General features: G+C 68.5%; 20 protein-coding genes and 4 pseudogenes. 10 read left to right on the forward strand and 14 right to left on the reverse strand.

Going from position 1 to position 24681, the window contains the following annotated elements:
• Positions 1–76 precede the first annotated feature (76 nt).
• Positions 77–304: pseudogene (locus tag ACFYZB_RS34290) on the forward strand (Sua5 family C-terminal domain-containing protein); the annotation flags it as partial.
• A gap of 103 nt (positions 305–407) precedes the next feature.
• Here ACFYZB_RS34290 and ACFYZB_RS34295 read toward each other — a convergent pair.
• The 3 genes from ACFYZB_RS34295 to ACFYZB_RS34305 all read right to left on the reverse strand — a co-directional run bounded on the left by ACFYZB_RS34295 (position 408) and on the right by ACFYZB_RS34305 (position 3123).
• Entirely contained in the window at positions 408–980 is a 573-nt protein-coding gene (locus ACFYZB_RS34295; RefSeq protein ID WP_388765155.1) for a carbonic anhydrase, read from the reverse strand.
• A gap of 175 nt (positions 981–1155) precedes the next feature.
• Positions 1156–1557: a hypothetical protein gene (locus tag ACFYZB_RS34300; protein WP_388765157.1), complete on the reverse strand. Its 402-nt coding sequence runs from the start codon at positions 1555–1557 to the stop codon at positions 1156–1158.
• A 60-nt stretch (positions 1558–1617) separates the two neighbouring features.
• Positions 1618–3123, reverse strand: a complete 1506-nt coding sequence (locus tag ACFYZB_RS34305) for a hypothetical protein (protein ID WP_388765158.1) — start codon at positions 3121–3123, stop codon at positions 1618–1620.
• A 196-nt stretch (positions 3124–3319) separates the two neighbouring features.
• Between ACFYZB_RS34305 and ACFYZB_RS34310 the strand changes: the two are divergent.
• From ACFYZB_RS34310 to ACFYZB_RS34330, 5 genes and pseudogenes are all read left to right on the forward strand, one after another.
• Positions 3320–3931, forward strand: a pseudogene (locus ACFYZB_RS34310) (IS3 family transposase); the annotation flags it as partial.
• Positions 3909–4985 carry an integrase core domain-containing protein gene (locus tag ACFYZB_RS34315; RefSeq protein WP_388765366.1) on the forward strand — a complete coding sequence of 359 codons (1077 nt, stop codon included), beginning with the start codon at positions 3909–3911 and terminating at the stop codon, positions 4983–4985. The pseudogene ACFYZB_RS34310 and the gene ACFYZB_RS34315, both read left to right, overlap by 23 nt.
• Positions 4986–5172: 187 nt before the next feature.
• Positions 5173–7374: a putative Ig domain-containing protein gene (locus ACFYZB_RS34320; RefSeq protein WP_388765160.1), complete on the forward strand. Its 2202-nt coding sequence runs from the start codon at positions 5173–5175 to the stop codon at positions 7372–7374.
• A gap of 577 nt (positions 7375–7951) precedes the next feature.
• Positions 7952–10129 (forward strand): hypothetical protein, encoded by a 2178-nt coding sequence (locus ACFYZB_RS34325; RefSeq protein WP_388765162.1) that lies wholly within the window; start codon positions 7952–7954, stop codon positions 10127–10129.
• A gap of 99 nt (positions 10130–10228) precedes the next feature.
• Positions 10229–10615 (forward strand): hypothetical protein, encoded by a 387-nt coding sequence (locus tag ACFYZB_RS34330; protein WP_388765164.1) that lies wholly within the window; start codon positions 10229–10231, stop codon positions 10613–10615.
• Here the strand turns inward: ACFYZB_RS34330 and murJ are convergent.
• Positions 10572–12149, reverse strand: coding sequence for a murein biosynthesis integral membrane protein MurJ (gene murJ / locus ACFYZB_RS34335; RefSeq protein ID WP_388765368.1), 1578 nt, complete (start codon positions 12147–12149; stop codon positions 10572–10574). The two genes, ACFYZB_RS34330 and murJ, sit on opposite strands and share 44 nt — an antisense overlap.
• Positions 12150–12237: 88 nt before the next feature.
• A complete protein-coding gene (locus tag ACFYZB_RS34340; RefSeq protein WP_388765165.1) occupies positions 12238–13074 on the reverse strand; it encodes an ABC transporter permease in 837 nt (278 codons plus the stop codon).
• A gap of 384 nt (positions 13075–13458) precedes the next feature.
• On the opposite strand from ACFYZB_RS34340, the gene ACFYZB_RS34345 reads away from it, so the two are divergent.
• A complete protein-coding gene (locus tag ACFYZB_RS34345) occupies positions 13459–13689 on the forward strand; it encodes a hypothetical protein (RefSeq protein WP_388765166.1) in 231 nt (76 codons plus the stop codon).
• Between the two features lie 9 nt (positions 13690–13698).
• Here the strand turns inward: ACFYZB_RS34345 and ACFYZB_RS34350 are convergent, their stop codons facing one another.
• Positions 13699–14061 (reverse strand): hypothetical protein, encoded by a 363-nt coding sequence (locus ACFYZB_RS34350; RefSeq protein WP_388765168.1) that lies wholly within the window; start codon positions 14059–14061, stop codon positions 13699–13701.
• Between the two features lie 199 nt (positions 14062–14260).
• On the opposite strand from ACFYZB_RS34350, the pseudogene ACFYZB_RS34355 reads away from it, so the two are divergent.
• Positions 14261–14425 (forward strand): annotated as a pseudogene (locus ACFYZB_RS34355) (transposase); the annotation flags it as partial.
• Positions 14426–14561: 136 nt separating this feature from the next.
• Here ACFYZB_RS34355 and ACFYZB_RS34360 read toward each other — a convergent pair.
• Together ACFYZB_RS34360 and ACFYZB_RS34365 are read right to left on the reverse strand one after the other, a co-directional pair.
• On the reverse strand, positions 14562–15854 hold the full coding sequence (locus ACFYZB_RS34360) for a DUF4419 domain-containing protein (RefSeq protein WP_388765169.1): 1293 nt from the start codon (positions 15852–15854) through the stop codon (positions 14562–14564).
• Between the two features lie 1342 nt (positions 15855–17196).
• Positions 17197–17916, reverse strand: a complete 720-nt coding sequence (locus ACFYZB_RS34365) for a rhomboid-like protein (RefSeq protein ID WP_388765171.1) — start codon at positions 17914–17916, stop codon at positions 17197–17199.
• 210 nt (positions 17917–18126) lie between these two features.
• On the opposite strand from ACFYZB_RS34365, the gene ACFYZB_RS34370 reads away from it, so the two are divergent.
• Together ACFYZB_RS34370 and ACFYZB_RS34375 are read left to right on the forward strand one after the other, a co-directional pair.
• Positions 18127–18855, forward strand: coding sequence for a hypothetical protein (locus ACFYZB_RS34370; RefSeq protein WP_388765173.1), 729 nt, complete (start codon positions 18127–18129; stop codon positions 18853–18855).
• A 261-nt stretch (positions 18856–19116) separates the two neighbouring features.
• On the forward strand, positions 19117–20019 hold the full coding sequence (locus ACFYZB_RS34375) for a terpene synthase (RefSeq protein WP_388765175.1): 903 nt from the start codon (positions 19117–19119) through the stop codon (positions 20017–20019).
• Here the strand turns inward: ACFYZB_RS34375 and ACFYZB_RS34380 are convergent.
• From ACFYZB_RS34380 to ACFYZB_RS34405, 6 genes and pseudogenes are all read right to left on the reverse strand, one after another.
• Positions 19959–20273: a transposase gene (locus ACFYZB_RS34380; RefSeq protein WP_388765177.1), complete on the reverse strand. Its 315-nt coding sequence runs from the start codon at positions 20271–20273 to the stop codon at positions 19959–19961. The two genes, ACFYZB_RS34375 and ACFYZB_RS34380, sit on opposite strands and share 61 nt — an antisense overlap.
• Positions 20260–20718, reverse strand: a complete 459-nt coding sequence (locus ACFYZB_RS34385; RefSeq protein WP_388765178.1) for a helix-turn-helix domain-containing protein — start codon at positions 20716–20718, stop codon at positions 20260–20262. The genes ACFYZB_RS34380 and ACFYZB_RS34385 overlap by 14 nt, the downstream gene beginning before the upstream one ends.
• 176 nt (positions 20719–20894) lie before the next feature.
• Positions 20895–21518, reverse strand: coding sequence for a T6SS immunity protein Tdi1 domain-containing protein (locus ACFYZB_RS34390; protein WP_388765179.1), 624 nt, complete (start codon positions 21516–21518; stop codon positions 20895–20897).
• Between the two features lie 73 nt (positions 21519–21591).
• A pseudogene (locus tag ACFYZB_RS34395) lies at positions 21592–22358 on the reverse strand (IS5 family transposase).
• A gap of 403 nt (positions 22359–22761) precedes the next feature.
• Positions 22762–23775, reverse strand: coding sequence for a hypothetical protein (locus ACFYZB_RS34400; RefSeq protein ID WP_388765180.1), 1014 nt, complete (start codon positions 23773–23775; stop codon positions 22762–22764).
• Between the two features lie 357 nt (positions 23776–24132).
• Positions 24133–24309 carry a hypothetical protein gene (locus ACFYZB_RS34405; RefSeq protein ID WP_388765182.1) on the reverse strand — a complete coding sequence of 59 codons (177 nt, stop codon included), beginning with the start codon at positions 24307–24309 and terminating at the stop codon, positions 24133–24135.
• Positions 24310–24681 lie beyond the last annotated feature (372 nt).

Consider the following 24681-nt stretch of genomic DNA (forward strand, 5'->3'; position numbering starts at 1 on the left):
CATGCTCCGCGACGGCACCTTCTACGAACCACGCACCCCCGAAGCAGCCACCGCATGACCACTCAGCCTTGACGAAGGACATAGAGGCACCCCCCCCGCTTTCGCCGGCGCTGCGGTGAAGGCGCGCGCCGTGGTGGCTCTCCCGGGTTCGATGGCCGCCTACGCGCGCGGGCTGTACGGGTTCCTGCGCGAGCTCGACCAGCAGGGGTGCGACCTCATCATCGCGTCCTTGCCGGTGGAGGAGGGGCTGGGACTGGCGATCGCCAACCGGCTCCGCCGCGCCGCGGGACCCCGGCCCTCTTAAGCAGCCAGCACTGGCGACGTTCGATGGTCCTGCCGGAGCCCACGCCCGATCCGGCAGGCCGCCCGGCGCCCAGACGTCCAGAACACGCGGCCGACCGCGGTTTTCACCGGGCGGGGGTCGCAGCCCTGCTCAGACCCTGAGAGGCGACCAGTTGCGCACTGCCGTCGGCCAGCCGGTAGGACAGACCCACCACCGCGAGGCGGCCGGCGGCCACTCGCTCGGCCAGGACGCGGGAGCGTTCCAGCAGCAGGTCGACGGTGTGCCTGATGTGCTCGGCCAGGATCTCCTCGGGCTGCTCGCGCCCGGCGGCGCGGGCCGCCAGCACACTCGGAGTCACCCGCTCGACAACGTCACGGACGAAGCCGGCGGGCACCCGGCCGCCGTCGGCGGCGGCGCGCGCAGCCGCGACGGCCCCGCACGAGTCATGCCCCAGCACCACGACCAGCGGGCAATCCAGCACACTCACGCCGTACTCGATACTTCCCAACGCCTCCGCACCCACGACGTGCCCGGCGTTACGCACCACGAACAGATCCCCGAGCCCCTGGTCGAAGATGATCTCGGCGGCCAGCCGGGAATCGGAGCACCCGAACACCACCGCGAAGGGACTCTGGGCCGGTGCGGTCTCGGCGCGGCGTGCGGAGTCCTGGTTGGGGTGTTCGGGCGAGCCAGCCATGAACCGGTGGTTGCGACCTACACCTGTAGACGGCCAGCGCGCAGGACGCGCAGCATGTGCTACCGGTTGGAGGCCACGTCGCGGGCCGTGTAGGCGAGCAGGTCACTCAGAGCCGCCTCGTTCGAGACGGGCGGCCGGGTCCTTCATGTCTTCAGTGTTTCCCGCACTGTCTGTGTCACCGTGCGGGCCTGCTCGGCAAGGTCGTCGTCCGGTGCGGCCGCTTCCCCTCCGGTGTGCGGCCCGTGACGACGACGGCTCCGTGCAGCGGGTACAGGGTCATGCCTCGCCAGGCGCTCGCCAGCGCCCATGCGGCGAGGTTCTGGCCGAGCCCGATCACCTGGCCCTCGCCGTGCATGTGCAGGAGGGCGCGCGGGTAGTACACGGCCTTGTCGACGGTGTAGCGGTCCACGGTGGTCAGGTCGCCGCCCTCAGCCGGGTCGAGGGGTGCGGGCTGTTCGTCGATGGGAGCGTTGACGCTCGGCCCGCGCTGCTCCTTGGCGGCGTGTCCGCCGGATGGGGCGTGGCGTATTCCGGGCCGATGGGCGGCAGGGGCCTCGCCTTCGGACGGCAGGACCACAGGCTGCAGGACCCGCGCAGCTTTGTCCTCGTGCTGCGCGGGCCTTGGAACGTACGCGGGTCAGCCGCCGTGTGCGGCGCTCACCAGGTCAGGCAGGAGCTTTGCCGCGTTCGGGGTGCCGAGGCCAGTGACCGGGTCCCAGCCCTTGGTCGCCGGGTAGCCGGGAACGGTTGGGTCGGCGGTGTTGTTGCCGGTCGTCGTGTCATTGAAGTCAACGGCGTACTGGGACGGGTTGGCTGCGATCCGGTACAGCGCGGGGTTGATCAGGCCGAGGCCGCCGCCGTTGATCTGGTCGGCGATGGATACCAGGCCCGCCCATTGGGGGCACGACAGTGAGGTGCCCCCAATGTCGTACCAGCCGGTGCTGCACGGTGAACTCCCGCATTTCAGGCCGCTGTTGCCGTCGGGCGGCAGTGACACGTAGACCAGTGCGCCGGTGCTGGGGGCGGCCTGCAGACCCACGTCCGGAACACCGCGTTTGGCCCCGATTGCGGTACTGCCCTCGGGAAGAGCGCCCGCCTGGTAGTCCGGCCGGTCGAATATGCGGCTGTAGCCGCCTCCGGAGAAGGTCCAGCCCACCTCCGACTGACCGGAGTTGGTACCGCATACGGCTGGTTTGTCCGCGCTGTCGGTGACGCGTGAGCCGGTCGCGCCGGGATCGGTGCACAGGTACGTGCCGCCGACACCGGTGACCAGCGGGTCGGAGGCGGGCCACTCGACAGACGGGTACGGGATCGGGGTGCCGCCCGACTTGACCGGGGTCTTGGTGGAGTCTGCCGTCCCGTTGTCACCTGAGGAACCCAGAACCGTGACTCCGTTCTGGGCAGCCGACTTGAAGGCGTACCGCAGGTTCTCCAGCGACTGGCTGCTGGCGAAGGCTCCCTCGGCGGAGGCGAAGGACTGCGATATGACCGTGGCCATGTGGTGGTCGATCACGTACTGCTCGGCGGCCATCATCTGCGGGAAACCCTGGACGCCGAGGGTCTCGGCGGTCGGTGTGGTGACGAGCAGGATGTTGGCGCCCGGAGCCATCGCGTGCGCGGTCTCTACGTCGAGGGCGACTTCGAGCGCCCAGGCACTCTTGTCCTCCTGACCTGTCCCCTTGCTGGTGGGCGGCGGTGCCGCGGTGGCCGGGGCACCCTGAAGGTGCAGTTCGCTGAACTTCGGCATGCCGGCCTGGCAGGGCACGCCCTCCTCGCCGCACATCGCAGCCACACCGAATGCCTGGTCGAAAACGTGCAGGTCGTGGGCCATGGTGTCACTGCCATACGAGTCGACGATCGCGATCGTCTGTCCTCGGCCGTCGTGACCGGCCGCGTGGAGCGGAGTGACGTTGTAAGCCGCGCGTATCGCCTGGGGGCTGAAGCAACGCCGCCCCGCGGTGGCGCACTGCGCCTGCGTCGGTGGTATCTGACTGGACGTCAACTGAAGGTAGTCGGCGACGGTCGGATGCACACGCGGGTAGGCGGCCGACGAAGCGCCACTGGGACTGGACAAGGTGCCTGTCACCGCGAGGGCGAGGCTGCTCACTGCTGTGAGCAGCCATGTTCTTGCGGGTGGAGCCATCGAGAGTCCTCCTGGGGGTGCCGAAGGGGACTTGCGCTGACCAGGACCGGGCGTGGTTCAGCACGGAGCGGTCCGTTGGTACGTCCGCCCAGGAGGGGGGTATGTGAAACAGCTGTGCGGACGGGCAGAGTGTACGGTCCTGCGGTTGCCCCTACAACGGACTTGTGATCAAAGTCTTCGAGATGTATTCCGCCTCATGGCAACAGCGCGTCCGCCACCGAGAACGGCCCGAGTACCACTCCCCCGCTGCCCCGTCAATCCCGTCTGCCGGGTTCTTGACCTGTCGGCGTCGACGTACTTCGCCCGTAAGAAGCGGCCGAAGTCCGCCCGCCGGCTCCGCGACGAACAGCTGATGCCGCTGATCGAGGAGATCCACGCGGAGTCCGGGGCCGCCTATGGGGCCCAGAGGATCACCCGCGCCCTGCGGCGCGAGGGCCACGAGGTGGCCCGCTGCACTGTCGAGCGGCTGATGGCCGAGCTGGGCCTGGAGGGTGTCATCCGTGGCCGGTGGCGCCGCACCTCGGTCCCGGAGCCGTCGGCGCCCCGGTCGCCGGACCCGGTCGACCGTGACTTCACCGCGTCCCGGCGCGACCAACTGTGGGTGGCGGACATGACCTATGTCAGGACCTGGTCGGGCTGGGCATACGTGGCGTTCGTCCTTGACGTCTACTCTCGGATGGTCGTCGGCTGGCAGGTCGCGAACCACATGCGGACCGAACTCCCGTTGGAGGCCCTGGAGATGGCGCTGTGGAGACGGAGGATCAAGAAGGACTCCGGCCTCATTCATCACAGCGACCGCGGGTCGCAATACGTATCAATTCGGCCCCTGGAAGGACGTCGACCAGGTCGAGCGGGCGATCTTCCAGTGGGTCACCTGGTACAACGAAGAGCGCCTCCACTCCGCCCTCGACCACGTGCCGCCCGCCGAGTGCGAACGCGGCTTCCGGCAAAGCCAGGAGCACACCCCCACGGGCCGCCTGAAACAAGATCATCGGATCTCTACGGAACTTGGCACAGCTCAACTCTGCGCCATCCCCGTCGCGTTGGCGGCATACAAGCACGCCCATCACAGCGGATGCATCCAGTTTGATCGGTTTAAGCCAAGAATGACTCGTGCTACGGAAGTGAAGTATCGCGACGACCAGCACACAGCCGCCACCGCCGAGCCCCCCCAGCCACATCCAGGTCACGCTGGTCGGCCTGAAATAGCCGATCGGACCGTCGCCTCCAGGCGGGCCGACAGATACCGCCACAACGAGGTCCGCACGCCGGATGCTGCCCGAGGACCTGCTCACATCGGCTGGGGCCCGCGAACACGGGTTTGTACACCCCGCCGGTCACCCCCGCGTACGCCAGGCGCAGCCCGGCGCCGGCGCCGTCCAACGCACCGCCTTCGCCGCCTGCCGACTGGTGCCTGCCGAACGCGACGTGATCCGCGGCTGTCGTTGTGTCCGTTGGCGCGGACAACGGCGCTGCCTCAGCTGACGTTCGTCCGGATGGGCTGCGTGAGGCCTCGACCGGGTTCGGGAGGTGCGGGGTGCCGGCCGACTTGTCGTCACCCCCTTGCGTGGTGTCATGTACGGGTCCAGACTCCGGCTTGCGAACACGCGTGCACCTTGCGTGAACGTCCTTCACCCCCACTCCGGTCGACCACCGGCTGCTTGAAGGGATGTTCAGTGTCACGCTCCACACCAGGCCGAAGACGCCTCATCACCGCATTCACCAGGGGTGCGGCCACGTTCAGCCCAGCAACTCGGAGTGGCGGGAAGCTCGGAGCCAAGTTGGCGACGCCGACCGTGGGCGCGATCAGGACGACCAACACGCTGAAGATTGCCGCTGCTTGGAGCGCGCCTCCGCGCTGATCGATGTCCGTGTGGCTGCGTCGCCTGCCATACCCGAGCACGACGCGCTTGCGTCAGTCCCGTGGTGCAACTGCGCGAAAGTGCCTGCATCACCTGAGGCGAGGCGAGCCCGCCGTGTCGCGTTCCCGCCGGTTTTGCCGCGTCTGTCTGCGGCCGCCGGCGCCCCACACATACCGCCAGGAGAGACATGTCCAGACCGGCAAGAGGAAGAACTCCGCTGCTCATCGGTGCCCTCGCAGCGGCCATGGCGTTCGCCGCCCCCGCCTTCGCCAGCCCCTCGAGCTCCGCGACCGCCTTAGTGGCCCCCCATGCCACTGCTCCCTCTCTCGCGCAGGTCAGCAGTGACCCGTACTCCGACTCGCAGGCCCAGCACGCCACCGAAGTCGAGCCGGACACCTACAGCTTCGGCAGCACCGTCGTCGCCGCCTTCCAGGTCGGCCGGGTCCCCGGCGGCGGGGCGTCCAACATCGGGTGGGCGACCTCCACCGACAACGGACAGAGCTGGACGCATGGCTTCCTGCCCAGCTCCACCGCGAACACCGGCGGCCCGTACTCCGCCGCCAGTGACGCCTCCGTGGCATACGACGCCAAGGACAGCGTGTGGATGGTCTCCTGGCTGGGCATCCGCTCCGGCAACAGCGTCGACGTCGAGGCCAGCCGCTCGACGGACGGCGGTCACACCTGGGGCGCCCCGGTCACCGTCTCCACCGGCACCTTCGATGACAAGAACTGGACGGTCTGCGACAACCACCCGTCCAGCCCGTACTACGGGCGCTGCTACACCGAATACGACGACGCCAACGCCGGCGACGCCGAGCACATGAAGACCTCGACCGACGGTGGCGCGACCTGGAGCGCGCAGCAGAGCCCGGCCGACAGCCCGAGCGGACTCGGCGGCCAGCCCGTCGTGCAGCCCAACGGCACCGTCGTCGTACCGTTCTCCTCCGGCAGTGAAGACAGTGAGCGGTCCTTCATCTCCACCAACGGCGGCAGCAGTTGGGGCTCAAGCGTGCAGATCGCCACTGTCTCGCACCACCCGGTCGCCGGTCTGGAGGACGACGCCGCCGACATGTCGAGGCTGGACACCCTGCGCGAGGGCCCCCTGCCCTCCGCTGAGATCGACGCCTCCGGCCGCGTCTACGTAGTCTGGTCCGACTGCCGCTTCCGCACCAACTGCACGAACAACGACATCATCATGTCGACCTCCACGAACGGCACCTCGTGGACCTCGCCGGCCCGCGTACCGATCGACGCCGCCAGCAGCTCCGCCGACCATTTCGTGCCCGGCATCGGCGTGGATCCCAGCAGTGCCGGCAACAGCGCCCGCATCGGGCTGACGTACTACTACTACCCGAACGCCTCCTGCACGGACACCACCTGCCAGCTCGACGCAGGCTACGTCTCGTCCACCGACGGCGGCACCACGTGGACGGCACCCACCCAGCTCGCCGGCCCCATGACACTGGCCTGGCTACCCAACACCACGCAGGGCCGGATGTTCGGCGACTACATATCCACGTCCGTCCTGTCCGGCGGCAACGCCGTCACCGTGATCCCCATCGCCCATGCCCCCAGCGGCAGCAGCTTCGACGTTGGGATGTACGCGCCGACCGGCGGCCTGCCGATCGGCAACGGCCAGCCAGGCGGCAACACCGTCACCGTCACCAACCCCGGCGACCAGACCGGCACCGCCGGCACCGCGGTGAACCTGCAGATCGCAGCGACCGACTCCTCCTCGTCCGCCAAGCTCACCTACAGCGCGGCCGGCCTTCCACCCGGCCTGACCATCGCCTCCACCACCGGCCTGATCTCCGGCACAACCACCACCGCCGGCACCTACCACGTCACCGCCACCGCCACCGATGACACAGGCGCCACCGGCTCCACCACCTTCACCTGGACAGTCAACCCGGCAGGCGGCGGAACCTGCACCAGCACCGGTCAAAAGCTCAGCAACCCGGGCTTCGAGTCCGGCAACACGGTATGGTCCGCCAGTTCGGGCGTCATCGGGCAGTACGGCTCACAGGGCGAGCCCCCGCACGGCGGTACATGGGACGCATGGCTGGATGGCTACGGCAGCTCCCACACCGACACCCTCTCGCAGCCCGTGACGATCCCGACCGGCTGCAAGGCCACCCTCAGCCTGTACATGCACGTCGACACCGCCGAGACGACGACCTCCACCGCGTACGACAAGCTCACCGTCAAGGCTGGCGGCACCACACTGGCCACCTACTCCAACCTCAACGCCGCCACCGGCTACGCCCAGAAGACCTTCGACGTCTCCTCCCTGGCCGGCCAGACCGTCACCATCACCTTCACCGGCACCGAAGACACGTCCCTCCAGACCTCATTCGTCATCGACGACACCGCCCTTACACTCAGCTAACCCTCAGCCGACTCCGATCTGCCGGCAGCACACCGGGCGGCCTCAGGCATGGTCATCTCCTCCGTCGACAACGGCACAGGAGTCACCCGCCGCCGCTTGCGCTGGACACTCCGGTGCGGCGCCATCCGTCGGCATCGCACCTACCAGCTGAAGGAAGTCACTCGACCGCCAGTGGGGGTCGTGGAGCCCGTCGAGGAGTACCTGGAGCATCCGCAGCAGGAGCAGTACTCACCCCACACCGTCCGCAGCTACGCGCACGGTCTGGCGCTGTGGTGGTCGCTGCTGGAGTACCGGGGCCTGGGGTGGCGGCGTGACGGCGTCCGAGCGACGGTCAACGCCGGCCACCCACCCGGCCCCGCACTCCGGGCACTCAGCCGTGCCGGCCCCGCTCTGGGCAGCCGCAGGCGCTTGCGCAGCCGCCGTAGCAGAACATGGCCCCAGGCGGGGCTTCCGGCCTCGACCGTTCGCCACAAGCCCGGCAGTTCCTTTCCCCGGCCCGACCGGCACCCCCGGACACCAGGCCAGCGTACGACGCCAGGCTACTCAGAAACGGGGCTTAGAAAGACGCACTGAGCCGATGTCGGAGGTCCCTGCGAAGATCACGGCCATGGAACACCACACCGCCCTCGCCGGGCTCGACGCCCACCCCTGGGCCACCGTCAACCACGCCTACGGCCCCGCCGAGGACCTGCCCGGGTTGTTGCGCGCCTTTGCCGAGGGCGGTGAGGACGCCGAGGAGGCACTGGACGACCTGTACGGCTCGATCGTCCACCAGGGCACCGTGTACGCGGCCAGCGCCGACGCCGCCCCGTACCTCGCCCGAATCGCCGCCTCCGGCCGGCAGACCGTCGACGCGCTGCGGCTGCTCGGCTGCCTCGCCGAGAGCGAGCACGGGTACGGCGTCGAGCCGGGCGCCGTCCGGGCCGCCGTCACCGCCCAACTGACGCTGCTCATACCGCTGCTGGACCACGAGGACGCCGCCGTCCGGCAGGCGGCCGGCTGGACGGTCGGCCACACCCGGGACACCGACACCGCCCTGCCCGCCGTTCAGGCCCGCCTGGTCACCGAGACCGAGCCCGCCGTACGGGCCGAACTCCTCACCGCATACGGCCGGTTGGACCGCGCAGGTGCCGTCGCCGAGGCCCGCGCCCTGCTCGGTCCGGAGACGCCCGCGCCACTGCGTCTGGCCGCAGTGTTCACCGCGGTGGACGCCGAGGAGCCGTGGCTCGCCGCGCACCACGACGCCGTCCTCGGCCTGTTGCCCGCGCGCGAGACGGCCAGGTCCGGCTACGCGGACGAGCACCGGGAGCCGCTGCGCACGATCGTCGGGATCCTGCTGGGGCGGGACACCGATGCCGACCGCGACAGTGCCCTCGCCCTGCTTGACGCCGCCCTGCGCGACGAGCGCCCCGAGGTGCGGGCCGAGGCCCTGTGGGCGGCCGACCGCGCCTGCACCCTGTCCCGCAGCGCTCCACAGCGGCTGATCCCCGCGATCGCCCCGCTCGCCGCCAACTGGACGGCCGTCCAGCTGCTGGGCAAGCTCGGCCCGGCCGCCGCCGAGGCCGCGCCCGTCCTCGCCGAACTCGCCGCGCAGCCGGACGACGAGGCGGCCGACCAGACCCTCGCCGCGCTCGTCCTGGTGGCGCCGCGGGCCGCCGCCCCGCTGCTGGCCCGGGCCCTAGGCCGGCGCCCGCGCGCCATGCAGTGCGCCGCCGGGTCCCACGCCCCGGCCGATGTGCCCTTCCCGTTCGACCCGGAGCTGTTCGCCGCGGTCCGCGCTCGCCTGGCCGCCAAGGCGCTGGAGCGTCCCGAGGGGTGCAAGGACTGCGGTTGCTCGACGACCGAGGACCACAACGACACCGCCGGGCTGGTCCACCTGCTGCGGCAGTGGGGCCCGCAGGCCGCCGAGGCGCTGCCCGAACTGTGCGCCGTTCTGCCCCGGTTCCAGTACGCCGCCACCGCAATCACCGCCGTCGCCGCCGACATCGGGCCGGACCAGCGCGAGCAGGCCGCCACCGCCTTGCGGGCCGGCGCCGGGAAGCTGTTCGTGGCGCAGGCGCTGCACGAGCTGACCGGCGAGACAGGGCCGCTGTTCGCCGCCGCCGAGGCGGCGCTCGCCACCGGTGTGCGCGGCGCCGTCGAGGCCGCCCGCGCCGTGGCCGACCTCGGCCCGGCGGCCGCCCGCCTCACCCCGGCCCTGCGGACGGCGCTCGGCCGCACCACCGGCCGCGACACCACGCCGGAGGTGGACCTCGACCTCGCCCTGGCGCTCGCCCTGTGGCGGATCGCCGGGGATGCGGCCGAGGTCGTCCCCGTGCTGGCCTCGGTGTTCGACCGCTGCGAGGGCCGGCAGTGGTTCCACTGGACGGCCGCCCGCGCCGCCCGCGAGATCGCCGTGCTCGGCCCGGCCGGGCGCCCGCTGACCGCCCGGCTCGAAGCTCTCCTCGACGACCCGGCCCAGGCACCCTCGGCCGTCCTCGGGCTGCTCGCCGTCGCCGATCCGGTCGGCCTCGACCGCGCCCGGCTCGCCGAGGCGGCGCTGCACTCGGCCGAGACCCGCGCCGACCTCAAGGGCGCCTGCGACGCCCTGCGCGCGCTCGGCGCCGCCGCCCTGACGCCGGAGCAGCACGGCCGGCTGGCCGCGCTCGCCACCGGGGACCGCCGCCTGGTCGTCTCCGGGTCCGACCACGCGATGATCCGCGAGGACGAACGGCTGCGCGCCGCGCTGTCGTCCGTCCTCGACCGGGTTGGCTGAGGCCCAGGTCCTCTCTTTCGGATCCTGCCAGTGCCCAACGCCGCGCGCCCAGGAAGATCAGAAAGAGAGGACCTAGCGGCGGGGCTCGCCGTATCGGCGGTGACGCGCGCGTTCTTCGATCGCCGGTGGCCGGTGCGTTGGCTGTTGGAGCACATCGGGTCGAAGGGCTTCGCGGAGCTGACGGCGGCGGGGATGAAGCTCTCCGAACTTCTCGGAGAGCGGGTATGGCGGGAGTCTGGGCTCGGAGCCGCCGCCAACGCCGAACAGCTCAAGAGCCGGATCACCGCGCTGGAACAACAAGTGATCGACCTGACCAGCCAGCTCGGGGAACGCGTCGAGGAACTGCTGGCCGCGGGAGCCGGCCAGGACGACGACGCCGCGCGCGGTGAAGGCGATGCAGGGGAAGGCGAGGACGGCCCGCCGGTCCTGGGGAACCCGTCGGTTACGCTCGGCCAGACAGGCCCGGCAAGCTGCGAAGTTCGGTGATCCGCAACAGACAAGCAAGGAGCAGGAACAGCGTAAGCATCACGATGGCTCCTGCCATGAGGGCCAGGAGGGAGTCCGTCGCGGGAGCCGCGATGAGGCCTTCGCATGCGCGGGCTGCGGCCCAGCCCACGCCGCCCGCGGTAGCTGCGGCGACGGTGAGTTTGCCGTAGGTCCGCAGCAGACGCTTGCCGTCAAGGCGGCCTTCCAGGCGGCGCCGCAAGCGCAGCCCTGTGATCACAAGCCCGATGGCGTAGGAGACGGCGTAGGCCGCGGCCATGCCGGTGACCGCCCAGCGTGTCGGCAGGAACAGGTGGCAGCCGGTGGCCAGAACGATGTCCAGGGTGGAGATCCACACGGCCATCCAGAACGGGGTTCGGGTGTCCTCGAAGGCGTAGAAGCCTCGCAGCAGCAGGTACTGCCCGGAGAAGGGGATCAGGCCCAGGGCGAAGGCCTGGAGCATGTGGCCCAGCGGGTGAGCGGAAGTGGCGCCGCCGCTGCCGTAGGAGAACATCACGGTGGCTACTTGCGGGCCGAAAGCGAGGAAGAAGAACGCAGCGGGGACGATGGCGACACCCGTGACGCGTAGACCTCGGGAGATGTCCTCGCGTACGTCGTCCAAGCGGCGCTCGGCTCCGGCCCGGCTCATCCGCGGCAGGATTGCGGTGACCAGGGAGACCGTGATGATGCCCTGCGGGATCATCCAGATGTTCTGCGCGAAGAAGTACGCGCTGTTGCCGGCCCCGGCGTGCGGCAAGACCGCGTCGACGTCGTTGGCGTAGCGAGTCACGACCGTCAGGGCGATCTGGTTGACCAGGACGAACAGCAGAGTCCAGCGTGCTGCGCTGATGCTCTTGCCCAGGCCCACCCCACGCCAGTCGAAGCGCGCGCGCCACCGGAACCCCGCACCGGCGAGGGAGGGGATGAGGAAAAGGGCCTGTACCGCGATGCCCGCCGTGGTGCCGATGCCCAGCAGCCGAACCTGTCCGGGCGTCACGTCGCCGGCATGGCCTGCAGAGGGTGCCAGCCACGTGTGCAAGCCGAACATGACGATCAGGACGATGTTGTTCACCACCGGTGCCCAGGCCATCGCGCCGAACTTGCCGCGGGCGTTGAGGACTTGGCCCAGTACGAAGAACAGGCCGTAGAAGAAGATCTGCGGCAGCAGGAAACGGGCGAAGGTCACGGTCAGCTCGAACAGCTGGTGGTTGCCCGGCGTATCCGGCGTGTTCAGGCTCACGAGCTGAGGGGCGAGCCATACGGCCACCGCGGTGCCGACGGCGAGCACGCTGAGGACCATCGTGACCAGCCGTTGCTCGTGCGCCCGTCCCCCATCGGGATGCTCGGCGCGAGCGCGCACCAGCTGCGGGACGAGCACCGAGTTCAGGGCCCCGCCGATCATCAGCGTGTACAGGCTGGTCGGCAATGTATTCGCGGTGTTGTAGGCACCGCCCACCGCCATTACTCCCAGCGCTACCCCCTGCAGCACCAAGCGGATCATTCCGGTGCCCCGTGAAACGACGCTGGCCACCGCCATCATCGCCGACGAGCGCGCCAATCCGCCCGAAGCGCGCCGCTTCGCATGCCGGCCGCGTCTCCCAGTGGGAACCGACTCTGTGCTCTGCTCAGCCACAGCCGTACTCCTCCTCTGCCTTCCAGAAGCAGATGAACCCGCCGAGGCCGAAGAGCAGCGCCCAGCCGACCGCGTACGCCCACGCGTGGTGGGGGAACTGGCGGGCCTTGAAGCTGTCGATCAGCGCGTAGCGCATCAGGTCGATGTAGACCGCGGCCGGGTTGGACTCAAGGATGATTTTGAGCAGGTACGGCTTGTGCTTGAGCGTCTTGTCGATGCTCCACATGACGCCCGAGGCGTACATCCAGGTGCGCAGCAGGAATGGCGTCAGCGGGGCGATGTCCGGGGTCTTGGCGCCTATGCGGGCCACGATCATCGAGGCGCCGGCGTTGAAGATGAACTGCAGGGTCAGCACGGGGAAGACCAGCAGCCAGGACATGGCGACCGGGATGCCGAAGCAGAGCAAGTGCGCCACGAGGGCGACCATGGAGAACAGCAACTGCTGGAATTGCTGCAACGCGAGCGAGATGGGCAGTGCGGCCCGCGGGAAGTGCAGGGCCCGGACCAGGCCAACGTTGCCAGAGATCGCACGGGTGCCCGCCATGATCGACCTCTGGGTGAACGTCCAGACTAAGTAGTACACCGCGGCGTTCAGGAGCGGGTTCGCCACCTGGCAGATCTGGCCGAGCTCGGCCTCGCTGTACTGCGCGGTCGCCTTGGCGGTCGCGAAGGCGCTGATGAAGTGACGCCGTGCCCGCAGCTGACGCGCGTACTGCGGCAGGCAGGGGCGGGCGCCGCTGACCGACAGGCCGTGACGGACGGCCAGCGCCGCGAGGTCTTCGTCGGCCAGGGCCGGCGTCGGGGGCGGTGCGTCGAGGACCTGACTCACATCCGCTGCCTTCGGTCGGGAACGGGGTACACACGTCCGGCCCGTACCTCGGACCCGGTCGCCGGGTCCGACGCCGGATTCCTTACGCTTCTCCTCGGTTACGTCGGGACGGGACCGTATCGTCGCGACGTGAGAGTATATCAATTCGACGTCGGAACGCAACCGTTTCATCGTCCGCGTCCTATGGCCCGCGCGGACGAACTCCTCAAGCCCGTCTCGGACATGACGCAGGAGCAACGCAAGAGGAAAGGAAAGGCCCAGCGCGGCTGCGGATTACCCGACCGCTCCACCGCACGCGCCGTCAAACGCGTGGTGATCCGATGAGCGGCGACGGGGATGGACGTTCGATCCGTCAGGGCTCAGCGAGGTGCGCCTTCCTGCCCCATGACCACGGGCTATGCGGAGATCGCTGCGACACCACTCGGCGGGACACCATCCGTCGAGTCGGCCGCGGAGGCGCTGTCGGACGAGCAGTTGCTCGCGATGCTGGTCGACCGCGCCCGCAATGACGGGCTGCAGCTGACCGGGGAGGGCGAGATCACCGACCATGTCGGCTATGGCAAGCGCGACGCGGCAAACTGGAACGGGGCAACAGCCGCACCAAGACGGTGCTGAGCTCGTCTTTTATCCTCTGCCCGTGTCGTACGGCGGTGACGGTTGGTTCCAGACGTCATCGAACCTGCTGATGATCTGACGGAGTTCGCGGGCAGTTCGAGGCGACATGGCCTGCGTCACGGTGTCAAGGAGAGCACGCGCTTCAAGGGGATTGCCGCAGCAGTACCAGTGCACGTTGCCCCACTCGTAGTCGTGCCACAGCTCGCGCTCGGGACGACGGACGTAGTCCTTCCACAAGCGCACGGCTGCGCTGACGTCGCCCGGCTGCAGATAGTTTCGGGTGCGCTCGAGACGGTAGATCTCTGACAGTGCACGCGAGGACAGGCCGTCGATGACGGGGTTTGCGTCTGGTGTCCGGTGGCGGCGGGACATGCCGACCCGGATGTGTCCTGGCCGTCTACGCGGCATGGACCTTTCGGTTCGTCGTCATGCAGGACATGGTGCCATGACTCCGAACGACACCTCGAACGGGTTCGCTCGTCCGGTGATTCGCTGGGCAGGCGGACGACCCTCGCATGATCCTGCGTTCCGCCACGGAATCAGAATTCACACGAAGGCCGCAGAGGTGAGTGTGCTGGGTCACGATGCCCGGCGGGACGCGTTCGACTTCACGTCACACTTCCGGGAGGACCTGTACGCGCGCCTGACCCGACGCAGTGACACCCTGCTCGAGCTCACCGACGCGATGTTGTTCGAGAGCGGGCCGGTGACCTCGCCGGTGGACCTGACGCTGCTGGACGCTGCGCCCTTGGTGGCTGGGTTGCCGCCGCCGGTGGGTTTGCCGAGATACTTCCCGGCGTCCCAACGGGGCGCGATCATGGCGGGCTTGCCCACTGCCAGGCTGTTGCCGACCCAGCCGGGCGGCAGTGTGGTTAGACCGACCGCAAGGCGTAGCCGAGGTCGGGGCCGTAGTTGCCCCAGCAGTGGATGTCACCCGTGTCGGATGCAAGGTCGCCGAGATACCAGTCACCGTCGTTGGCCCGCACCGCACAGAGCCCATCCAAGTTGATCGCGCAGTCGGCTTGGAGAGGTTCGCCGTGCAGCGTGACGATGCCGACGGGCGTGAGAAGCTGGGCCTGTGGGCAGCCAGTGACGCGCTGGATGTCAGTCATGGTCCACGGCTCGGGCAGGCGCTCGTCGCGGGGCTCGGTAGCGGGAAGCAGTTCCACCACAGCGTAGCCGAGGCACGGCCGGATCCACTCGCCGTCGCGTTCTATGCCGAGCACACCTCCGAGGAAGGCCATCTCCAATGTGCCGGGGGGCGTCTCCCAGCGGAACGGGACTCGGGAGACATGCGAAGGGAAGTCCTCCTCATCGGTGGTTCCCGGGCCGAACGACTGCTTGGGAGACGGTCCGTCTTCGGTGTATCGGTGGGCGAAGAAAGCAGTGATCCAGCCAGTGACCCTGTCACCGCCGGACGCCGACTCCCACTTGTAGAGCGAACGCCAGAACTGCTGGTCGATGCCCCACCCCGAGGCCGTCGCGCTGATCGAGTCCAGCACCGGATGCAGGGCGGAGAACCACGGGCGAAGGCCTTCGAACCATCCTTCCAGCTCCCGCACCCGGGCTGCCAGCAGGCGCCAGTCTCGGTCCGTGCCCTCCAGCCGGATCCGGGGAATGCCGCAGAGCGAGGTCCACCGGAAGCGGTAGTACGGGCTGACCACGTCCATCAGCGCCACCAGGGTGGCCGTGGCGTTGGTGGGGGTGGTGGTCGAGAAGGCGGGCTGGAACAGGTCGGCCACCTCATCGCCGATGCGGGCACGCAGGGGCTGTTGGACCAGGTTGATCGAGCGCCCCCAATCCTGCGGTGCCAGGTCGTCACGTACGGCGGTGGTCTGCCGGTGCCCCTGCGTTTCGGTGAAGAGTCCCGCGTATGTGCCGGAGTTCAGGCGCACGTGGACGGCTACCTCGTGCACGACGGCGTACCAGAGCAGGTCGGGTGAGAGACTCAGTGGCAGGTGAGCCGTGAAGCACAGATGGACGGCGCGCAGCAGGAGGCTGGAGGTGGGCTCAGCGTTCTCCGGAACGTCGGTCGACCAGCCAACGAGGCGATCGGTGCTGCGGTGGTGGAAGCGCGCCTGGTCGCGGAGCACCGCCCGTAGGAAGGGCTCATTGCCAAGTTCGGTGAGCTCGGAAGCGAGCCCAGCGGCCTCGGCGTCTTCCACGAGCGGTAGATCAACCTCGAAAGTCATCCGTATCCCCCAGAACCGTGATCGGCCCTGATCCTAAAAGACCGATAAAACCCTCGGTTCTGTCTCACCGCTCACGTGACAAGGTTCAGGACCCAAGAGGTAAGCCGCGTTTGCGGGCTTTCCTCGTCCCACTACAAGATCAGTCGTGTGACACGGGCCAGCGCAGTTCGATGCGTACGCGGCCGCAGTCGACCTCTGCGACGATCAGTCGCTCGAAGGCGCTGTAGATGGTCTGGAGCATGTGCCCCGACCGCTTGCCGGACTTCTTGTGGAAGGAGAGATCTGCACACCCCTACGCCGATACCCGAATCGACGGTGTCCTCTTGGCGTCACGGCCCGCCCGCTGCTCACGGTCCCGATCGCTGGCACCAGCGCCCTCCTGCCGGCCTCACGGATGGGACGTGGCCAGCAGATCCTGACGTCCACGGCCGGGGTGGCCCACCTCAGGACGAGGTGCTGCCCGCGGAGATCGCCCTCGTAGAGCGCGCCACGGATCTGCAGGGTGCCGCCACGAGCGCACCGCACCGTGCGCCAGGGGCCCCTGCCCAGACGCTGCTGAACGCAGAACCTCTCGAAACGGTCCTCGTCGTTCGCCCCGTTGCCCTTGGTACGCACGCGTGCGCCGGCCATCACGGAGTGCGGTCTCGCCGTGAAGGCGTGACTGATCTCCGCAGGCTGAGGCGGCGCCAAGTCCAAGTGCCAACAGGCCCACTGCCGCCAGCACGGCGGCACGCACAGCATGCCGGTTGGCAGTGGAGATCCTTCCCGCATCTGGCTCAGCGAGGGCTTCGCCACCTACGGACAATGGCTGTGGTCGGAGCACATCGGCGAGGACTTCCGCCGACACCATCGCCCGCGCGACGTGGCACACGCTGAGGAAAGGCCCGCAGCGCCTGCGGATCACGGCCCCAGGCCCGACCGCATCTTCGACGACCGCGTCCACGGCAGGGGCGCCTGTAAGTTCCACGCCCTGCGGCTGACACTGGCGACGACCGCTTCTTCTTCGTCCTGCTGCGCGGCTGGCAACAGGTACGCCACGACCGCAGCGCCGACACCGGCGCCTTCATCGCTCACGCGGGCGGTACTCGCCGACGGGGTCGAACCGCTGCTGCCCACCTGGCTCTACGAGAAAGGGCTGCCGCCCTTGCCACCCGCAACACCGTCCTGAGCCCGGCCCCATGGTGATTCCGGTCGGTCGAACCGGAACCGGCCCCGACGTCCCGCACGCTGATGCACTGCTGGTGGTGGGCGGAGACGAACAGCACCTTCTCGCTGCAGTTCTTCCCGCGGCTGTCGGCCTGGGACAGCGAACCGCTCAACGCGCGCCGTCCGGGACTGCTCCTGGCGTACCCCGCGCACCGATACCCTCGTCCCTCACCGGGGCACTCCCGCTCGGCAATGCGGCGCCGGCGGGATCAGGTGCGACGGGCATGGTGCCTACTAGGGGCCCGGACGGGGTGCGCAGCCACGCCGTGCGGGCGGCGAGGGAGCCCAGCGCGAGGGAGGCCAGGTGGCCGACGTCCGCGAGCTCCTGGTCGTACAGCAGCGCGGCCGTCAGCGCCGCGGCGAGCAGGGGCAGGCCATAGCGGCGGAGCCGGCCGGCGGTGAGGGCGAGCAGGCAGGCGGCGGTCGTCACCAGGCCGTAACTGATGCCCACGTCACGGGTCCGGGTGGGCACGCCGGGCAGATGGGCGACGTGCATCAGCCACAGGGCGCCCTCGGTGAGCAGGGTCGCGGTGAGGTGACCGAAGACGAAGACTCCGCACGCGCGCAGCGTCCCCCAGCGCCACTCGGCGCATCCCAGGACCCCGGCCACCGCGGCGATACCGACCAGGGCCGGTACACCGTCGACCACCAGACCGCTCGTGAACAGGGTCCACCACTTGCCGACATCCAGGTGGTGCACGTTGCTGCTGTTGTGGCGCATGAAGCGGGCCCGTTCCGCTGCCGGTTGTCCCTTCAGCCACCATGCGGTGAGCAGCAGGGCCGTCACGTATACGGCGGTGCCCGGCAGCCGCCGCCTCAACGTCTCCACAGCCCTCATTTCCCTGCTTTCGTACGCTTTTGATCTACGCTTGTCACCCGCGTTCGGGCGTCAAGGGCGCTGTTCCCGCCCTTCCCGGGAAGAGACCGTCGGCCACCGCGCCCGGTTCCGACGGCGGCCAACATGAGAGGGGTTCTCACCAAGCGATGCTGTAGTGCTCCGCAACGTTCAGTGGCCCGAGAAGCGCGGCGAGGAGTTCGCATGGTGGAAAGCCGGACGCAAGGGGCTGCGCGGACGGGGGGCGGTAGCGGCGTCGCTCGCGCGATGGTCAGTCGGCGTGGGGCATTGGCCGCGATGGCGGCGGTCGCGCCCGCGGTCCTTGCGGGCTGCGGCGGCAAGCACGCGCGCGAAGCCGTACCCGAGCCCGCCGACACGCCGGCTACCAGGGTCCCGGTCGCCGACAACACCACCATTATGATCATCCGGCACGGGGAGAAGCCGGGCCGGAACGAATCCGGCATCGACGAGAACGGCCGTCCGGACGCCAAGTCCCTCACCCCGCGCGGCTGGGAGCGGGCCAGGGCATTGCCGGCGCTGTTCGACCCGCCCAAAGGCCAGCCCCTGAAACCCGGCATCGTGCGTCCGCGGACCATCTACGCCGCTGCGGACCAGGGCCCGCTCGCCGGCGCCCACCGGATGCGGCAAACCGTCACACCGCTCGCCCGGCACATGGGCATCCCCCTGGACACCACGCACGCCGAGTCCCAGGAAGCCGCACTGGCCGAAGCCGCGCTCTCCGCTCCCCAACCGGTCCTGGTCTGCTGGGAGCACTCGCGCATCCCGGCCATCGTCAATGCCCTCGGCGCGTCGCACAGCGGCGCGCCCGCGGCGTGGCCGAACCGCTTCGACCTGGTGTGGGTCTTCACCCACACCCATGGCTCATGGACCTTCCGTCAGGTCGGCCAGCACCTGCTCCCCAGGGACGCCTGAGAATCCCGCGCAGGGTTCGCCGCGCGGTCAAGGATGCTGTCAGCGAGATCCCTCTGCTCAGCATGAGCCGAATAGCGAATCATATGATCCGAGGGTCACAGTATTAGGCCGCAGGGTGAACCCTGGCATCTCGGGGCTTGGGAAGGGAAGCAACCGATCATGGGATCCCTTGCACATCCGCAGTTCCACATGCCGTTCGAGTCCCGCCTCAACCCCCATGTTGACCAGGCACGCGCACATGCAAAGGAGTGGGCCCGGCAGATGGGCATGTTCGACGACGAGTACTTGGAATGGCCTCAAAGGTGGAGCGAGGAGAAGTTCGATCAGGCCGACTTCCCGTTGTTCATCGCCTTGACCCATCCCGACGCCGAGGCCAGCGAGTTGGAGCTGGTCACCGATTGGCATGTTGCTCTGTGGTTCGTTGACGACCTGTTCCTGCCGCTCTACCGGCGTGACCACGACCAGGAGTCGGCTGCAGCTCAGGTGGAACGGCTGATGCTGTTCTTGCCGTTGGACGGATTGCCGCGGCCGCTGAGCCCGGCCAATCCCGTGGAGCGGGCCTTCGCAGATCTGTGGACCGGCACGTCCGCCACCATGAGCCTGGTCTGGCGCGATCGGTTCATCAGCAGTGTGCGGCGCTTCCTCGACGGGGTGCTGTGGGAGCTCGATCACGTCGACCATGCCTTGACCGACCTGATCGAATATCTGGGAGCCCGCCGTGACTTCGGCGGCCTGCAGTTCACCGCCGTGCTCATGGAGCACGCGATGGGCGAGCTCCATGAGAATGCAGTTCGATGCAGGGAGTTCCGCACCGCCGTTGACGCGTTCGTTGACGCCGTCAGCCTGCACAACGACATCGTGTCTTACGACCGGGAGGTCGATGAGGGAACAGTCGGCAACAACGGCGTGGAGGTTGCTCGCAAAGCCCTTGGGCTCAATCGGCGCGACGCTGCTGCCGTCGTCAACGATCTGCTGACCGCCAGGGTCGACACTCTGGCCGAGGCCCCGGCGGCCGTACCACCCGAGGCAGAACAGTTCGTCAAGTCGCTGCAAGAGGCGCTGGCAGGCTCGTACTTGTGGCACGAGCTCACCGGGCGCTTGAACTACGCGGAGTCCGGCGGACTGATCGCGTCGTCGTCCATGGTCAGACCGGTGGGTGGCTGACCGCCGTCGACCAAGTGGGGCCGGTACTGGATCTTCTTCAGCTTCCGTTTGATCACGCGGGTGAGGTGCGTGAGGTCGGCGGCGGCGAAGTCGGCCAGGTGCCGCTTGAGGAGCGACCAGATCCCCTCGGCCGGCTTCAGCTCCGGTGCGTAGGAGGGCAACTGGAAGATCTGTAACCAGTCCTGGTGTTCCTCGGCGAAGTCGCCCAGCTCCTTCGCCAGATGCACGTTCAGGGTGCCCCTATGTTGCGTCAAGCGGCAGAAGGCCAGGCAGTAAGGGACGACGCCGGCTGGATCTGACGGTAGATCTCGCGGGCGACGTAGCGTTTGAGGCAGCGGATGATCTCGCGTTTCGACATGCCCTGTTTCGCCGCACCAGCTTCCACACGCCCTGGATCGTGAACCCGGCATGGAACATCCGCCCGATCAGCAGCTTGACCCGCTTCAGCATCCACCCCTGGAACTCGTCGTCCCAGCCGTGCGCGAGCGGGTCCCGCTTCAACTCACACTCCAGCCGCTCCCGTTGCCCGGCGCTCAGCCGTTCCACCGAGGCCGGCCCCTTCGAGCGCTGGGCGTCCGCACCGCCCTCCTCCCACACTCGCCGCCAACGTCGCACCGACCGCGACGTCACCCGAAGCTCCCGCGCGACGGCCTCGGCCTTCTCCCCACGAGCGAACCGCTCGGCCGCCTCAAGACGCACCCGCTCCCGCTTTCCTGCTCCTTGGGGGTCAGCCCGCCCCCATTCGCGTACCGCATGACGACGTCGTACCGCAGCGACCAAAAACCGTCAGGGCCACCGGACTGCACGAGTTCAACCTGAGTAACACAAAGAGCTCTGTTGCCCATGTCTTCCACCCGGATGCCTCGCTGGCCAGGCTACGGGGACGGGAATCGGGCCGCCTGGAGTCCACTCACTCCGCGTGCCAACTGGCACGAGAGCTCCCAGTAGACATCCAAGCTGGATCGCTGGAGGTTGCTTACCGCCTCCTCTCCTCCGAGAAAGAGCGGAACCCCCAGCCCCACGCACTCATCGAATCCGAGAGGATCCATGTCCTGTGCGCGCCATTCTCGGTACAGCTCCCATGAGAGAGCCTCGCCTGCCAGGCTCTCTTCCGAGATCAAGTCGTGGAACTCAACAAGTGCCATCTCGCTCTCGTAGGCCTTTCCGGCCGCAGGGTCGAACTGGACGACGGGCAGGTTCTGCGGATCCCTCAGATCGACGGCGAGCTGGCGTCCCAGCCAGTCGAAGGCGAATGGGAAGGTAACGCGTCCGGCCCCCGGAGCCAACTGAAGGCAGTAGTCGCGCGCTTGCTGGGCGGTCTCGACGCCGTGAATCCGGTACAGGCCATCCGCGAATGAGGTTCCGGCGTGGTGCCGAAAGACCTCGGCCAACCGCTGGTAGGCCGGCGTCGCGTTGCCACGCAACGGAAGCTCGAACTGTGCCGGCTCCAACTGTTCCCTGGCTGTCTCGGGCCACTGCACCGCGAAGGTGTCAAACACGTGCCTGCCTTTCTCACCGCGAACAGCCGGTTGGTACGCCCGGCGCACCCTGGACTATTTCAACTGAGGGGAGTCAGCACAACGCTCGGACGCGTCTGTAGGTGATGATGCAGCAGGCCAGCTTGAGGATGGCCTCGTGTATGTCGTCGCGGATGTCTCACCGGATTCGCAGGCGACGAAAGCCATGAATCCACGCGTTTGTCCGCTCGACGACCCACCGGACAGCGCCGAGTCCGGAAGCGTGCGGGACTCCGCGACGCGCGATCACCGGTTTGATCCCGCGCTGCCACAACAAGCGCCGGTACTTGTCGCAGTCGTAGCCGCGGTCGGCGTGGAGCCGGTCCGGGCGGTTACGGGGTCGGCCCCGCTTGCCGCGGACGTGAGGGAAGGCGTCCACAAGTGGCAGCCGCTGGGTGACGTCGTGCCAGTTGCCGCCGGTCAACGCGATGGCCAGCGGGGTGCCGCGGCCGTCCGTGATCACATGGTGTTTCGAGCCGGGTCGGGCGCGGTCGACCGGGCTCGGTCCCGTTTTGGGCCGCCGCGACGGGCCTGGTGGTGCGAGCCGTCGATCACCGCCCGCGACCAGTCCAGCTCACCGGCGCGGTACAGCTCGGTCAGCAGCACCAGGTGCAGTCGGTCCCACACCCCAGCCCCCTTCCAGTCCCGCGACCGACGCCAGCAGGTCATGCCCGAGCCGAAGCCGAGCTCCTGCGGCAGCCACTCCCACTGGATCCCCGTGTGCAGCACGAACAAGATCCCCTGCAGACACTTGCGATCGTCCAGCAGCAGCCTGCCCGGGAACCGCCGACGCCGTTCCCGCACTGGCAGGAGCGGCTCGATCCACTCTCACAGGTCGTCCGCCACAAGCCAGGGCGGCCCCATCCTCTTCCCCACGCTCTGACCAACGAGGCAACAGGGAAGGAGACATGGGTCCGCAGAGCTCTTTGTGTTAGCTCCTCATAGTGCGCAGGACCGCGATCTGGCCCGCCGGCGTGCCGCCCCACCACCGCCTGATGCGGCGCCACTGACACCTCACGCGCCGGCCCCGGTGTCCCGTCTCGGTTTCTGCGTCGGAGTCGGGGCTGGGACCTGCGAGGACCAGATCACTTGAGACGGCGAACTCCATCGAATCTCATGTGATCTGGTCCGTCGCCGGCGGACGGTGTCCGTCGTCTCAACCGAGGTGGTCCGCCGTCGGCGTTTTCGAAGTGACTGCACACAGAACCAGGTTGGGCAGGCCCGGCTATCCTCCCGCGAATCGCGCCGCCAGGTCCATGGCCTCCTGAGTGAGTTTGATGTGCAGGCCAGCGATGTCCTGCGTGGCGACCTGGGTAAACCTGCCCTCGTGCCACCAGAACACCGAGCGGCTCAGCGCGCCCGGTGACTCCTCGAACCCCACTGCGGCGAACCGGGCCATGGCATGCAGTGAGGGGGCCACGTCCCTGTCGCGGACGACGTGGAAGGCGAGTTGATGCCGGTGCGGCACAACGACCAGGATTCCGTGCGGTGCCGGTGAGGCCTTGGTGTAGCGGCGTACGACCTCGTCGAGGACCAGGGCGAGGCTCGCGATGAAGTACGAGCCGCCCACCAGCACGTCGAAGTGGGAACCGTCCTTGTCCCTGACCACCTTGTGCTTGTCAACCCGGACGGCCCGGAGGTTCTGGACCGCACGCTCCCGAAGGGCAGTCATTTCACCCAGGCTGGAGAGGGAGTCCGCGGTCAGCATGTCGACGGTTTCCGGGAGGTCGAGCGCCAGCACCTCCAGCAGCCCCGGCACCGAACGGGGACCGTATCCGAAGGCCTTCACGAGCGCGGGCTCGCTGGGAATGAAGCGGGGGTAGAGCTGGGCCAGGAGCCGTTCGTGCGGCAGGACCCTGAGAGCCTGCGGGCCCGCCATCGAGCGGATCACCCGGTCCACATGTTCATCGACCAGCTTCCGCCAGCTCCGTGGTCCACGGCTGTCGTTGTGGCACACGGCCGCGATGTTGGTGAGGCCGAAGCGCCAGCCCGTATCCGTGGTCACGCATCCCGGTTCGACCGCTACCTCGATGCCACGCTCCGCGAATGCCTCGCGGACGAAGGTACGCAATCGGGCAGCCTCCGCCTCGGACAGGAACGCGAACACACCATCGCGCGGAAAGTCCGCCCCCTCACGACGCTCTCCGCGCCGAAGTATCCCCACCACGTCCCCAATCGCTCGAAGATGCGGATCATAGCCGCGACCGACCGGGGCGCCGTATTCAGGCGTGACGCCCACATGAGAAGCGGGCGGCGACGGCTCCTCAGCTCCCCCGATGACCGCTCCCGCGCCAGGATGCTTCCAAGTCCTCGCCTCCCCTGCCCGCCGATTCTGGCGCCCCGGCGGTGGCCTGAGTGCCCCGCGCCGATCTTCTCGCCGCTCGATCGCGACGGCGTACGCGGGCGGCGTAGCTGCGATCCATGAGCAGCCCTCCTCGGCGCGCGGGGTCGGATGGTCTTGATCGACGTGGCGAGCCGCGGGCCGTGCCCAGGCAGTCTTCCCATCCTGCCCGATCCTGTGTCCCTCAAGCCGTACCCGCGCGTAGGTGGCAGGCCGTCGGGGAGGTGCCGGCAGGCAGAGATTCCTGAGAGGTCTTCAGCGTCTGCGGCCGCGGACGGTCCAGCCGCCTCCGAGGCCTGCAAGGTGCAAGGCCAGAACCGTGAGGCCAAGGAGCATGACGTTGGTTGAGGTGAAGGTGTGGTTGGTCGAGATGTCTGCTGCGTTGATCAAAAAGGCGATGAAGAACAGGGCAGCCGAAAAGTTGGCCAGCATGGGTTTCGGTCTCCTCGTCGAGTGACGTCCGTGTTGCACTGCACTCCGAATTCCCGCCGACTGGCCACTCACACCGGCGGCGTCGCACTAGGCCGCGGAGTCTCGTCGGCGCCGTGGCGGATGGGCGGGGACATTTAGGGCAGGCGCAACTTCACGGGCGCGAACTGCGTGCCGGGAAGAATGACGGGGAGGGCGTCTGAAATATCCAGCGCCCCTTCGGTCGCGAAGACCCATGTCGGCCGCTGTCTGGTGTCCCGCGGAACCGAGTTCTTGAACCTCGTCGATGCCGACGAACGGTTCATCGTGCTGGACCCCGCCGGTGTCCCGTTCCGTGATTCAGCGGGTCCGAACGCCCTTATGGCGGCCCGTCGG

Source organism: Streptomyces sp. NPDC001852, assembly GCF_042891825.1.
Lineage (GTDB): Bacteria > Actinomycetota > Actinomycetes > Streptomycetales > Streptomycetaceae > Streptomyces.

Bases quoted from the DNA above. Each gene is read 5' to 3' on its own strand.
- ACFYZB_RS34295 (WP_388765155.1), bottom strand. From the start codon at position 980: ATGGCTGGCTCGCCCGAACACCCCAACCAGGACTCCGCACGCCGCGCC.
- ACFYZB_RS34305 (WP_388765158.1), bottom strand. From the start codon at position 3,123: ATGGCTCCACCCGCAAGAACATGGCTGCTCACAGCAGTGAGCAGCCTC.
- ACFYZB_RS34320 (WP_388765160.1), top strand. From the start codon at position 5,173: ATGTCCAGACCGGCAAGAGGAAGAACTCCGCTGCTCATCGGTGCCCTC.
- ACFYZB_RS34325 (WP_388765162.1), top strand. From the start codon at position 7,952: ATGTCGGAGGTCCCTGCGAAGATCACGGCCATGGAACACCACACCGCC.
- murJ (WP_388765368.1), bottom strand. From the start codon at position 12,149: ATGGCGGTGGCCAGCGTCGTTTCACGGGGCACCGGAATGATCCGCTTG.
- ACFYZB_RS34345 (WP_388765166.1), top strand. From the start codon at position 13,459: ATGACCACGGGCTATGCGGAGATCGCTGCGACACCACTCGGCGGGACA.
- ACFYZB_RS34350 (WP_388765168.1), bottom strand. From the start codon at position 14,061: ATGTCCCGCCGCCACCGGACACCAGACGCAAACCCCGTCATCGACGGC.
- ACFYZB_RS34370 (WP_388765173.1), top strand. From the start codon at position 18,127: ATGGTGGAAAGCCGGACGCAAGGGGCTGCGCGGACGGGGGGCGGTAGC.
- ACFYZB_RS34375 (WP_388765175.1), top strand. From the start codon at position 19,117: ATGGGCATGTTCGACGACGAGTACTTGGAATGGCCTCAAAGGTGGAGC.
- ACFYZB_RS34405 (WP_388765182.1), bottom strand. From the start codon at position 24,309: ATGCTGGCCAACTTTTCGGCTGCCCTGTTCTTCATCGCCTTTTTGATC.